General features: G+C 63.4%; 10 protein-coding genes and 1 pseudogene. 3 read left to right on the top strand and 8 right to left on the bottom strand.

All coding sequences use genetic code 11. The annotated features are described in order from the left end of the window. The 5 genes from AC1DRE_RS16850 to purU form a co-directional block, all read right to left on the bottom strand. The coding region (locus tag AC1DRE_RS16850; RefSeq protein WP_476985658.1) for a BCCT family transporter at nt 1-459 on the bottom strand (459 nt) is incomplete at its 3' end. A gap of 24 nt (nt 460-483) precedes the next feature. Next, nucleotides 484-1,359: a bifunctional 5,10-methylenetetrahydrofolate dehydrogenase/5,10-methenyltetrahydrofolate cyclohydrolase gene (locus tag AC1DRE_RS16845; RefSeq protein WP_476985657.1), complete on the bottom strand. Its 876-nt coding sequence runs from the start codon at nt 1,357-1,359 to the stop codon at nt 484-486. Next, nucleotides 1,356-1,982 (bottom strand): cyclodeaminase/cyclohydrolase family protein, encoded by a 627-nt coding sequence (locus AC1DRE_RS16840; protein WP_476985656.1) that lies wholly within the window; start codon nt 1,980-1,982, stop codon nt 1,356-1,358. The genes AC1DRE_RS16845 and AC1DRE_RS16840 overlap by 4 nt, the downstream gene beginning before the upstream one ends. Before the next feature lie 128 nt (nt 1,983-2,110). Further along, on the bottom strand, nt 2,111-4,603 hold the full coding sequence (locus AC1DRE_RS16835; protein ID WP_476985655.1) for a GcvT family protein: 2,493 nt from the start codon (nt 4,601-4,603) through the stop codon (nt 2,111-2,113). A 54-nt stretch (nt 4,604-4,657) separates the two neighbouring features. Then, nucleotides 4,658-5,572: a formyltetrahydrofolate deformylase gene (purU, locus tag AC1DRE_RS16830; protein ID WP_476985654.1), complete on the bottom strand. Its 915-nt coding sequence runs from the start codon at nt 5,570-5,572 to the stop codon at nt 4,658-4,660. 137 nt (nt 5,573-5,709) lie between these two features. On the opposite strand from purU, the gene AC1DRE_RS16825 reads away from it, so the two are divergent. Continuing rightward, nucleotides 5,710-6,390: a GntR family transcriptional regulator gene (locus AC1DRE_RS16825; protein WP_476985653.1), complete on the top strand. Its 681-nt coding sequence runs from the start codon at nt 5,710-5,712 to the stop codon at nt 6,388-6,390. 234 nt (nt 6,391-6,624) lie between these two features. Here AC1DRE_RS16825 and AC1DRE_RS16820 read toward each other — a convergent pair whose 3' ends face one another. From AC1DRE_RS16820 to AC1DRE_RS16810, 3 genes and pseudogenes are all read right to left on the bottom strand, one after another. Further along, on the bottom strand, nt 6,625-8,799 hold the full coding sequence (locus AC1DRE_RS16820; protein ID WP_476985652.1) for an amylo-alpha-1,6-glucosidase: 2,175 nt from the start codon (nt 8,797-8,799) through the stop codon (nt 6,625-6,627). A 119-nt stretch (nt 8,800-8,918) separates the two neighbouring features. Beyond that, nucleotides 8,919-9,083, bottom strand: a pseudogene (locus AC1DRE_RS16815) (aldehyde dehydrogenase family protein); the annotation flags it as partial. A 106-nt stretch (nt 9,084-9,189) separates the two neighbouring features. Then, on the bottom strand, nt 9,190-9,993 hold the full coding sequence (locus tag AC1DRE_RS16810) for an IclR family transcriptional regulator (protein WP_476985651.1): 804 nt from the start codon (nt 9,991-9,993) through the stop codon (nt 9,190-9,192). 117 nt (nt 9,994-10,110) lie between these two features. Here AC1DRE_RS16810 and AC1DRE_RS16805 point away from each other — a divergent pair, with 117 nt between their 5' ends. Continuing rightward, nucleotides 10,111-10,614, top strand: a complete 504-nt coding sequence (locus AC1DRE_RS16805) for a tripartite tricarboxylate transporter TctB family protein (RefSeq protein ID WP_476985650.1) — start codon at nt 10,111-10,113, stop codon at nt 10,612-10,614. Between the two features lie 2 nt (nt 10,615-10,616). Further along, nucleotides 10,617-12,119 carry a tripartite tricarboxylate transporter permease gene (locus AC1DRE_RS16800; protein ID WP_476985649.1) on the top strand — a complete coding sequence of 501 codons (1,503 nt, stop codon included), beginning with the start codon at nt 10,617-10,619 and terminating at the stop codon, nt 12,117-12,119. Nucleotides 12,120-12,147 lie beyond the last annotated feature (28 nt).

Below are 12,147 nucleotides of genomic sequence, written 5' to 3'. Positions count from 1 at the left end.
CATCATCGAGACCCAGGAGACGGTACGGAATTCGGGCTTCTCGCCGTCCTTGCCCAGCGGGATGTTGCCGAACTTGCCCAGGGCCAGCCAGAGGACGAAGACCACGAAGAGCGAAGCGGTGACCATAAAGAGCCAGCCGGTGTACTCCATGACCCAGTTCAGGACGCTTGTGGAGGTCTCGGAGAGGCTGTCGCGTCCCACGAAACCCCAGATCACAAAAGCGATGGCGATGGCGCCGGTGATCCCGAACGTGACCTTGTCGAGGCTGAGCTTATGGTTGCGGCGATCCGCAACTGCTTGCTCGGTCTTGGACTGACGCAACTCCTGCAGAATCTGCTCGTACTCGACGTCCGGCAAGGGGGGTGCGCTTCCTTCCTGCGGATCGAGGACAGCGGCCACCCCGTTGTCAGCAGGCAACTCCTCGGGTGTATGGGGTTTTAGGTCACTATTAAAAGCCATGAGCGGGTCCTTTGCTCGGTGAAATCATCGGGCGGTTCCCGGGACCAAAGCACGCGACTGTTCCCGCGCGGCCTCGGTTGTGTGCAGAAGAAGCAGGGACGTGGTGACGGAGCCGACGCCGCCCGGGACCGGAGTCAGCGCCGCGGCGATGCCTCGCACGCTGGCCTCGTCGACATCCCCCACGAGGGATCCGTCAGGAAGGACGTTGGTGCCGACGTCAATCACCACGGCATCGGACGAGACATGGCCGCCGTTCAGCAGGCCTGTACGCCCGGCTGCCACGACCACGACGTCGGCGGCCCTGGTGTATTTCTCCAAAGGCCCTGACCGGGAGTGGCAGACGGTGACCGCGGCGTCGCGCTCCAACAGCAACAGGGACAGCGGCTTTCCCACTACGGCGGAACGGCCAATGACGACCACATTCCGGCCTGCCAGCGGGATGTCGAAGTGGTCCAGGATCTCGATTACGGCGCGAGCCGTGGCAGGTGCGAACGAGGGCTGGCCAACGGCCAGGCGGCCAAGGCTCAACGGGTTCGCGCCATCGACGTCCTTTTCCCGGGCAATGTGCCCCACCAGCTCATCTGTTCCGACGCCTGGAGGCAGGGGCGTCTGGAGGATGATGCCGTTAACGGATGGATCCTCGCTGAGGTCCTTCAGGACTGAGGCCAGGACCTGTCCGCTGGCATCAGGGCCAAGGTCCACGATCCGGCAACTGATGGCGGCGCTTTCTGCGGCCCGTTCGATAGACCGGACATACCAGTGGGTGGAGCCGTCGTCAGTGGCCACAACCACTGCGAGTGTGGGGCGTAGCCCGTCGGCTTCGAGCTCCCGGGCCACATGGTGGGCCCTCTGCTGAATGGTCTTTGCCAGTGCTTTTCCGGAGAGGAGTACGGCGCTCAACCGAGAATCCTTCCACGCACGCGCCCCACGAGGGAGTCTGCTGCCAGGATGACCTTTTCCTCGAGGCCGTCAGTTTGATCAGCCAACCGCGAACGGGCCGCGGCGTCTTTGATGGCCACCACGTTAATGTCGATGTTCACCCGGGCGGTGTTTGCGGCTGCGCGGGCTGCGTCGGCGGCGGCAGCGATGTCGCTGATCACATTGGCGTTGGCGACCTCGAAAAGTTCCGTGGCAAGATCCACGATGGCGCCGGCGAGCTGGATCAGCTGTGCGGGGGTTTGCGCGGCCCGGATGAGCGCATCCTGGATGGATGCCGTTCGTGCGGCTTTGAGGTCTCCGGTCCCGGACGGAAGCTTGTACGAGTCGATGACGCCTTGAAACGCATGCTCGTCAGCGTCCGCCAGGCGCAGGGCCTCGACGACCAATCCGTCGGCGGCGCTGGTGATCCTTTGGACGAGTTCGGCGTGCTGCTCGTATTTCAAGCCGGTGGTGTATCTGGCCACCATGGCGACGAGCGCTGCCCCCTGGGCGGCGTGGAGCGCGGCGGCTGCGCCGCCGCCTGGGGTGGGTTCTCGCGAGGCAAGCCTGGCGAGGTATTCGTTGATTGTTTCTGAGCTGATCATGTGTCTTCCTGGGCTGAAGCTTGACTCGACTGGGAAGGGTTTGAGACGTGACGGAGGAGCCGCGGCCCGGACTCTGGTTGCGAGGTGAAGAGTCCGGGCCGCGTGCACTTGAACGGTCTGGTGGCTGGTTAGCCGCGGAGCCTGGTCATCGTCGGGTCGTACAGCGGATCTGCGGTGACTGTGGCCTGGATGCGCCGTCCGAAGTACTCGATCTCGACCGAGTCGCCAATGGACACAGCGGCCGGGAGGTACGCGTAGGCGATCGGCTTGGCGACGGTGTAACCGTAGGCGGCACTGGTGACGTAGCCGACTGCCTGGTCCTTGTAGAAGACCGGTTCCTTGCCCAGCACGATGCTCCGGCCGTCGTCGACCGTCAGGCAGCGCAGGTGGCGGGCGGAGTTCTCCTCGGTCCGGCCCTCCAAGGCGGCCTTTCCGACGAAGTTTTCCTTGGTCATCTTCACGGCGAATCCGAGGCCGGCTTCCAGAGGGTCGTGCTCCGTGGTCATGTCGGTGCCCCACGAGCGGTAGCCCTTTTCCAGGCGCAGCGAGCTGAACGCGGCGCGGCCGGCAGCGATCACGCCGAACGGCTGCCCTGCCTTCCACAGTGCGTCCCACAGGCGCTGGCCGTTGTCCGCGCTGGTGTACAGTTCCCAGCCCAGCTCGCCGACGTAGGACAGCCGCATTGCGGTGACTGTGACACCGCCGATGACAACCTTCTTAGCCCGGAAGTAGCGCAGGCCGTCGTTGGAGAAGTCATCGCTGCTGACCGTGCTGATCAGGTCCCGGGCGAGGGGTCCCCACAAGCCGATGCAGCATGTCCCGCCGGTGGTGTCGCGCACCTGGACCCAGTCGCTGGCGGTTCCGTTTTCCGTCTGGTGGCGTGCGGCCCGCTCAAAGTAGGCCGTGTCGATGTTTCCGTTGGCTCCGAGCTGGAAGGTGTCTTCGCTCAGGCGGGCCACGGTGATGTCGCTTCGGATCCCGCCGGCGTGGTCCAGCAGGAGGGTGTAGGTGACGGCCCCCGGCTTCTTGGTCATGTCGGCGGTGGTCAGCTCCTGCAGCAGCTTCAGGGCCCCCGGGCCGGAGACCTCAAGGCGCTTGAGCGGGGTCATGTCGTACATGGCCACCGCGGTGCGGGTCTTCCAGGCTTCGGCGGCGGCGATGGGCGAGCTGAACATCCCGGCCCAGGCGTCACGTGCCGGCGGCTGCCATTCGTCAGGCATCTCCTTGAGCAGTTCGGCGTTGGCTTCGAACCAGTAGGGGCGCTCCCATCCGCCGCCCTCCAGGAAGAAGCCGCCCAGCTGCTTGTGGCGGGCGTGGAACGGGCTGACGCGCAGGTTCCGCGGAGAGAGCTTTGGCTGCAGCGGGTGCAGGACGTCGTAGATTTCCACGAAGTTCTGCTGGGACGTTTCGCTGACGTATTCGGGGGTCAGCTGGACCTCCTCGAAGCGGTGGATGTCGCACTCTCCAAGGTCGATCTGCGACTTGCCGGTGGTCAGGAGCTCCGCGACAGCGCGGGCGATGCCGGCCGAGTGGGTGACCCACACGGCTTCGGCGACGAAGAAGCCATCGAGCTCCTTGGACTCACCCACCAGGGGGCCGCCGTCCGGGGTGAAGGAGAAGATGCCGTTGAAGCCGTCCTCGATCTCACTTTCGCGCAGGGCCGGCAGCAGCTGCTTGGTGGCCTCCCATGCCGGGAGGAAGTCCTCCAGGGTGAAGTCGAGGCGGGAGGGCATGTTGTGTTCACTGATGCTGCTGGGGTCGTACGAGCCCAGCTCATCGACCTCCACGGGCATGGGACGGTGCGCGTAGGAACCGATGCCGTAACGGTCACCGTGCTCGCGGTAGTACAGGTCCTGGTCCTGGTGCCGCAGGATCGGCAGGGAGGCGTCGTTGGGCAGTTCGTTGCGGCCCTTCTGCGCCGGGACCGGAGTGGTCTTCACGTACTGGTGGGCCAACGGCAGGAGCGGGACGGACATCCCGATCATCTCGCCGATCTTGGCGCCCCAGAAACCGGCGCAGGAGACCACGATGTCGGCAGGGATGGTGCCTTCTGAGGTCTGGACACCGGTGACCCGGCGGCCGGACTGTTCGATGCCCGTCACCGTGGTGTTGCCCAGGTACTTGACGCCTGCGGCTTCCGTGCGCTTGATCAGCAGCTGGACTGCACGGGCAGCACGGGCCAGGCCGTCGCTGGGAACGTGGAGGCCGCCCAGGATGTCTTCCTCGTTCAGGAGCGGGTATAGCTCCTTGCACTCGGAGCGGGTAAGGATCTTGCCGTCGATACCCCACGCGGCGGCATAGCCGAGCTTCCGCTTCAGGTCCGCGAGGCGGGTCTCGGTGGTGGCAACTTCCAAACCGCCGACCTGGTTGAAGCAGCTGACGCCGTCCTCGCTCAGGGACAGGAGCTTCTCAACCGTGTACTTGGCGAAGGCAGCCATGGTCTTGGAAGGGTTGGTCTGGAAAACGAGGCCCGGGGCGTGCGATGTGGAGCCTCCAGGCATGTTCAGGGGTCCCTGGTCCAGAACGGTGATGTTGTTCCAACCCCGCGTGACCAGTTCGTCGGCCAGGTTCGTGCCGACGATTCCCGCTCCAATAATGACAATGCTAGGCGTCGAAGCCATGTGGTTTCTCCTGCTGATTTTCGTGTGTTGTCTCTGCTGATGTGGTGGTCGTGCTTACCGGAACACGACAGTGCTGGTTTGGTCCAGCAACACACGGTGCTCGCAGTGCCACCGCACGGCGCGGGACAGCGCCAGCGCTTCCGCGTCCTGCCCGACTGTTGACAATGCAGTGGGACCGTAGCTGTGGTCTACCCGGATGACTTCCTGTTCGATGATTGGACCTTCATCGAGTTCAGCAGTCACGTAGTGGGCTGTGGCGCCTACCAGTTTGACGCCACGGTCGTACGCCTGGTGGTAGGGGCGCGCTCCCTTGAATCCCGGAAGGAAGGAGTGGTGGATGTTAATGGCCCGGCCCTCAAGGGAGCGGCAGAGGTCATCGGAGAGCACCTGCATGTACCGGGCGAGCACAACGAGGTCGATGTTGTGCTCGTCGACGAGGTCCAGCAGGCGCTGCTCGGCGAACGCCTTCGTTTCGGGGGTCACGGGGAGGTAGATGAAGGGCAGGCCGGCGGCGTCGGCCATCGCCCGGTGGGTTTCATGGTTGGAAACCACGAGGACGATGTCGCCGCCGAGGCTGCCGCCGCGCCAGCGGAAGATCAGGTCGTTCAGGCAGTGGCCGAACTTGGACACCATGACCAGAATGCGCTGCTTGGTCTGGTCGTGGAAGCTGAACTTCATCTCGAAGCGGTCCGCAATGGTGCTGAACTCCTCCTGGAGCCGCTCCGGCGTGTACTCGGGGGAACCCGAGAATGCGGTGCGCAGGTGCAGGGTCTCGCGGAGCCCGTCGTCGAACTGCTGGTGCTCGTCGATGTTGAAGCCACGTTCGAAGAGAAAAGTGGTGACCGCCTGGACAATACCGGCACGTTCGACGCACGACAGTGTGAGTACGAACTTCTGGGCCTGGTCTTTCACACGGGGTTCGGTCTGAGTCAGCGTGCTGGTTGATGAGTCTGTTGCCACGAGGGTCATGTCTCCTCCTTTAGGTATCTTCCCGTTAGATATATTCTCAGATCATTAACTGATATATTAGGGCTCGGAATCAGCGTATACTGGTCAGTGTTCGAGGTCAATAGCCTGTTTGGCTTGAATGGAAAGGGGTCCAGGTTATGGCGGTTGAAGCGTTGGCGACCGTGGAAGATGCAGTCAAGAAATCGTTGGCGGACGTGGCATACGAGGGCATCCGCGACCGCCTGCTGATGCTTGACATCAAACCTGGGGATCTCCTTTACGACGATCAACTCGCCAAGGACCTGGGCATGGGGCGGACTCCGGTGCGGGAAGCTTTGAAGCGGCTTGAGCTTGACCGCCTGGTGGTTTCCTACCCCCGCAGGGGCACTTTTGCCACCCGCGTGGAGGTCACCGACCTTGCTTTCATTTCAGAAATCCGGACGCAGCTTGAACCGCTCGCAGCGTCCCGTGCCGCCCGGGTGGCCACCGAACGGCAGCGGGAGCAGCTGCGGGCTGTGATGCGGGCTGTTGAATCCTTCGATACCCATGCGGCCTCCGTCGTTGGAACCCTGCGCCTGGATGCGCGCGTCCATCAAGGCATCTACGCGGCCGCGGCCAATCCCCACCTCGAAGATGTCCTGATTCGCTACGACAATCTCGCGACACGAATCTGGTGCATGGTCCTGGACCGGCTTCCCGACCTGTCCCGTCACGTGCATGAGCATGTGGACCTGCTCCGTGCGGTTATCGACGGAGACGAGGCCCGGGCAGGGGAGCTCGCGCGGATCCACGTCAGTGGCTTTGAGCACGCTGTGCGCCAAGCTCTTTTCGCCGCTTAGCCCATACCTTCACGCCAGGAATGAAGTGCAGCCTGCTTCGGCAGGCCGCCATCCCTATCGAGGCAACGGACACCGTAGGCGCCTTGGACGCATTCGTGCAGAGTCCCTGTCTGAACTACCCGCCAAGGTTGCACTGCTCCACTCGAAGGAACCGTGGTCCGAACCCCTAGGGTCTGTCCGCCAGTCTCGCCGAAACAGGGGAGTTTCGTGCAACTGGCGGGCGAACTTGCTGTTCTATCTCTCGGTGCTGGGGCTTTCAGGGCGGGGCAAATGTGCCTTCTCCACGAGCTCCGTTATCCAGGGCCGCCGGCCATGGTGGAGTGTTAGGCCCTCCGGCAGGCCGTGAACGTTTGAGGTCGAGCCGATGATGTCGATGGTGATGCGCCCATCGCCCATGGGGGCATTGCTGATGTGCAGTTCGCCGTAGGATTCGGGCAGCACCGGATCCAGCCAGAGGCCGCCCAACGAGATGTGGGCGTCATAGCGCATTAGTCCAGTGATCAGCTGGATCGGGGTGGTGGCAGCCCATGCCTGAGGTGAGCAGGCGGTCGGGTATGGAACCGGCTGCGCAAACTGTTCGCGGTCGAAGCCACAAAAGAGTTCCGGAAGCCGTCCACCGGAGTACTCGGCTGCTTCCAGCAGCGCTGTGGCAATCCGTTGTGCTTCCTCTACGAAGCCATACCGCAACAGCCCGGCCGCAATCAGCGCGTTGTCGTGCGGCCAGACCGATCCGTTGTGATAGCTCGCCGGATTGTAGGCCCCCATGCCGCGGGCCAGTGTCCGAACCCCCCAACCGCTGAACATTTCGGGAGACATCAAGCGCTGTGCCACAAAGGGGGCCTTGTCCTCATCCACAAGTCCGAACCAAAGGCAGTGACCCATGTTAGACGCACAGGCATCCACAGGCCGTTTGTCGCGGTCCAACGCAACCGCGTAATAGCCCTTGTCAGGGAGCCAGAACTCTTCGTTGAATCGCTTTTTAAGGAGATCCGCCCGTCTCCGAAGCTCTGCTGCCAAGTCAAGGTCGCCGTCATCGTAAGCCATCCATGCCCTGGCCATATACGCGCCATGTACGTATGCCTGAACTTCGCAGAGCGCCAGAGGCGGTTCAGCGATGGTGCCATCGGCGAAGTTGATGCCGTCCCACGAGTCCTTCCATCCTTGGTTGATGAGACCGTGTTCGTTAAGTCGGCCGTATTCCACGAAACCATCACCGTCCCGGTCGCCATAGTCCTGGATCCACTCAAGGGCGCGGTCGGCGTTGGGAAGGAGGGCGGAGATAGTGTCCTTGGCGAAGCCCCAGCGGCTGACCGATCCCAGGACAACCACAAAGAGCGGCGTTGCATCGACGCTGCCGTAGTAGGCGGACTTCCCACCCAAGGCCAGGCCGCTGGAGACGCCCAGCCGGACTTCATGCAGAATCTTTCCCGGTTCTTCCTCGCTCATCGAATCAACTGCAGTCCCTTGCAGGTCTGCCAACGTGCGCAGGGTGCCCAAGGCCAGGGAAGGGTCCACGGGCAGCGCCATCTCGGAAGCCCATAGGGAGTCGCGGCCGAATAATGTCATGAACCACGGCGCTCCCGCAGCCACCACCACTCTCTCCGGATGGTCCGGATCCTGGATCCGTAGGGCACCCAGATCCTCGTAGCTTCGTCTCAGGGTCCTTTCGATGGAGCGGTTGCCCATCTGCAGGACCGGGATCTTTGCCACCCACTCTTGACGGCGCCGGTCGCTGGGGGACATCTCCCCAGGCGCTGGATGGGCAAAGGGCGCCACTGTCCCTGCTCCATCAAGCGTTGGTACTACGCTCGCGCGGGTGCTCCAGTGGCCGGAGGGGGGAATGGTTACATTGAAACTCAAGGCCTCAGCCGAGGCGATGGCACCTTCGGCGCTGACCACTACGCTTTTTCGGACGCCCTGCCACTCGGCCCGGATTTCCAAGGTGTTGCCTTTCGGCAGCCGCGTCTCATTCCAGCGGCGGGTGAGCCGCGCTTCCTTCACCTCAAAGAGGTCTGCGAAGTCCGACTCGACGACCAGCGTGACCTTACACGGGGCCGGTTGGAGCGAGTAGTTCCGGACGGTAATCTCTTCCAGGATCCCCGCTCCGACCTCCCGCAGCCTCTCGACCAGCAGGGGGCTGTCCGCATATCCGTCGGAGCGCGGAACGCGACACGCAAAGAGAGCCCGGTAGGGTTCCTTGGTCTCTGCCGCCAACGGTTCAAGTGACTGGCCATTGATGGTTAGATGCCAGCGCGACAGTATGCGGGTGTCCAAGTGAAAGACCCCATGCGGCAGTTCGGGAAGAATGTCCCCGTCGGCGGATGAGATGCAAAAGGAGGAGCCGGCCACCAACGTGACCGTGCCAGCCCCGAGGGGTCCTGCGGCTGTGTCAGAATTCCATCCGGCCACTTCGTGCTCCTCCGACGGCCTCAGTGTGGATGTATAAACGCTACGCCGGAGCATTCATGGGTGCCAGACCTTCTCAAGATAATGGGCACCGAAAAGGGCTCGCCTCCCTTGGACACGCCTCACCACAGTCCCTCGACGCCGAGTTCCGCGCCGTACCCGGACTGCTTGGCCCCGCCGAATGGGACGCGCGGGTCCAGGGCGCCGCGATTGTTGATGCAGACAGTGCAGGCTTCGGTGCGGACTGCGACCTTGCGTGCTGCGGCGATGTCGGGGGACCAGACGGAGGTCCATGAAGGCCCGAAGGGTAAGCACGGCCGGGTAAAGCAGCGGGATATTGTCGTTCGATCAAATCTGGGCATGAACTATGGGATGCCTCCTGCAGGAAAGCCGTTAGTACACGGAACCTTCCAGTAGTTCCGAGAGCCGCCCGGCGGCCCGGCGAAGTTCCGGAACCCCGGCCTTTAGGGTGACTTCGCTGGCCGCCTCGACCGGGCTCGTCAGCGAAATGGACTCGGTGGGTCGTCCGGCCCGGTGCGGGACGGCAACGGCGACCGACAGTACGCCGGTGGCGCGTTCATCAGAAGAGTACGCATAATCAGCGCCGGCTTCAGGCAGGCGGGCCCGCAGGACGTCGGCCGTGAAATCTGAATCCTCGTGTCCGGCCGCGATCGCCGCCGCCACCACCTGCTGGAGCTCTTCATCGGAAGCTGAGGCGAGCAGGATCTTGCCCGCCGCCCCCAAGGTGAGGGGGAGCCGCTTACCCAAAGGGAGGTCATACCGCAGCGGAGCATCGCCGTCGACCCGCGCGACCAGAATCCTTTCAAACCCGAGCCGCGTGTACAGCGATGCCGTGAGCCCGGTCTGCGATGCCACCTGCTGCAGGACGGGGCGGGCTGAGACGACAAGCGGATCGTTTTCGAGGTAACTCCGGGCTGCGGGCAGTACAGCCGGCCCGATCCTGTAGGACTTGTCGGTCTGGCTGACCATGCCAAAGTCCTGCAGGACCCGCAGGATCCTCAGGGTTGTGGGCAGGCTCATGCCGCAGGTCCTGGCCAGGTCGCTGAGCCGCTGGGGGCGCTCCGCCCGCTGGAGCTCCGCGAATACTTCCATTGCCCGGGAGAGGGAGCGCATGTTCGAGGCCTTTGGCCCATCGTCCGCGGAGCTGCCCGAGTGTGTGGATGTCACCGTCGTCATCCTTTCATTCTATGTAACTTCCTTGCGCTTGACAGCTCCTGTGTCTGGTGTCACTATTTCTCTGTACGCAATATAGTTTCATTCTATGAAATGAAACGAGCGAGTGAGAAGGAAACGATGACAACGGAGTCAGTCATGACGAAACCCGAGAGCGCCGCCGGAGTGGCTCCCTCGGTGCTGGTGGGTATCGGCGCTTTTGCCGCCGTCGGCGTCTACGTGCTGGTCAGCTCGATCGACCTGGGCCTCTGGACTTCCCTCGGACCGGGCCCTGGTTTGTTCCCGTTCGCGATGGGGGCAGTCCTTGCCGCCATGGCGGCGGTGTGGCTCCTCCAGGAGCTGCGCCAGCCCAGTGACACCGTCGAAGGCGTCGACCGCGGACTTGTGGTCGCCGTCGTCCTGAGCCTGACGATCCTCGCCGCGGTCATGGACCTGCTCGGCTTTCAGCTCAGCATGTTCCTGTTCCTCATGTACCACCTGAAGCTGCGCGGCCGCAGAACCTGGGCGTCCTCGCTGATCACCGCCCTCGCCGGAAGCGTCGGGGCGTTCTACGCCTTCAATTACGGCCTGAACGTGACGCTGCCCGTATCTGCCTTCCCCCTGCTGAACACGATCGGACTCTAGACGTGGATACACTCAACGAACTCATGGGCGGCTTCGCTGCCGCCATGACCTGGCAGAACCTGCTCTTTGCCTTCCTGGGCTGCCTCCTGGGCACCATCATCGGCGTCCTGCCCGGAATCGGACCCGTCGCCGGTGTCGCACTGCTCATACCCCTGACACTCAACCTGGACGCAACCGGCGCGATCATCATGCTCTGTGCCATCTTCTACGGCACCGCCTACGGGGGAACGATCACCAGCGTCCTGCTGAACACCCCCGGTGAGGCTGCCTCAGCAATTACGACCATCGACGGCTACGCCATGACGAAGATCGGCAAGGCCGGGGCCGCGCTGACCATCGCCGCCGTTGGGTCCTTCGTCGGAGGCACGATAGCGACCATCGGCCTGGTCGCAGCTGCCAAACCCCTTGGGGAACTGGGCCTGCTCGTCGGGCCGCCGGAGTTCTTCGCCCTGATGGTCGTCGGTATTTCCCTGCTTGTCGCACTTGCGGGGAAATCCATGGTCAAAGCAGTCATCTCCGGCGCCCTGGGCCTGCTGATCGCCATGGTCGGCATCGACCCGGTCGCCGGAGCCCCGCGATTCACGTTCGGCATGGACCGGCTCCTGGACGGCGTTAGCTTCGTCGCCGTGATCGTCGGTGTCTTCGGACTCTCCGAACTTCTCTCTTACCGCAAAGACACCGCGGCCCCCACGGTGCACGCACCGAACCTGCGCTCACTGCTCCCCACTCGCAAGGAGTGGCGCCGCAGCGCACCGGCCATGGCCCGCGGCACCGGCATAGGCTTCGGGCTGGGCCTCATCCCGGGTATGACCGGCTCCGTGTCATCGCTGCTGGCTTACGGCGCAGAGAAGAAGTTCTCCCGTCACCGCAACCAACTAGGCAAGGGAGCCATTGAAGGGGTCGCCGGCCCAGAAACAGCCAACAACGCCCACGCGAACGCCGCACTGATCCCGCTCTTCACGCTCGGCATCCCTGCGTCCCCGACCATCGCCGTCCTGATGGGAGCGTTCCTTCAGCAGGGCCTCACCCCCGGCCCGACCCTATTTACGGAACACTCCGAAATCGCTTGGGCGATCATCGCCAGCCTCTTCATCGGAAACCTCCTGCTGCTCCTGCTGAACGTCCCGCTGGTGGGACTGTGGGTCTCCATCCTCCGGGTACCGTCTTCGATCCTGACTGCCCTGATCCTGCTGTTCATGGTCATTGGCGCCTACACCATCAACTTCAGCGTCTTCGACGTCTTCGTGATGATCGGCTTCGGTCTTCTTGGACTCGCCCTTCGGCACCTGGAAATCCCGCTCGCCCCGATGGTGCTGACGCTCGTCCTCGGCCCGCTCATGGAGCGCTCCCTGCGGGAGTCCCTCGAAATCTCCCAGGGCGACTTCGGCATCTTCACCAGCCGCCCCATCTCCGCGGTCCTGATCGGCCTCGGCATCCTGATCGTCTTCAGCCCGCTGCTCAAGCTCCGCAAGCCCAAGGCGCTCAACGAAGACCCGGAAACCTAAACACCACCTCGTTCATACGTACCGCCCC

The organism is Arthrobacter sp. P4_H3 (assembly GCF_056400885.1).
The sequence above is the reverse complement of the archived record's forward strand: the minus strand, read 5'-3'. Positions and strand labels throughout refer to the sequence as shown.

What these genes read in the sequence shown, in the direction of transcription:
- AC1DRE_RS16835 (WP_476985655.1), bottom strand. Translation starts at nt 4,603, where the DNA reads ATGGCTTCGACGCCTAGCATTGTCATTATTGGAGCGGGAATCGTCGGC.
- purU (WP_476985654.1), bottom strand. Translation starts at nt 5,572, where the DNA reads ATGACCCTCGTGGCAACAGACTCATCAACCAGCACGCTGACTCAGACC.
- AC1DRE_RS16840 (WP_476985656.1), bottom strand. Translation starts at nt 1,982, where the DNA reads ATGATCAGCTCAGAAACAATCAACGAATACCTCGCCAGGCTTGCCTCG.
- AC1DRE_RS16805 (WP_476985650.1), top strand. Translation starts at nt 10,111, where the DNA reads ATGACAACGGAGTCAGTCATGACGAAACCCGAGAGCGCCGCCGGAGTG.
- AC1DRE_RS16825 (WP_476985653.1), top strand. Translation starts at nt 5,710, where the DNA reads ATGGCGGTTGAAGCGTTGGCGACCGTGGAAGATGCAGTCAAGAAATCG.
- AC1DRE_RS16810 (WP_476985651.1), bottom strand. Translation starts at nt 9,993, where the DNA reads ATGACGACGGTGACATCCACACACTCGGGCAGCTCCGCGGACGATGGG.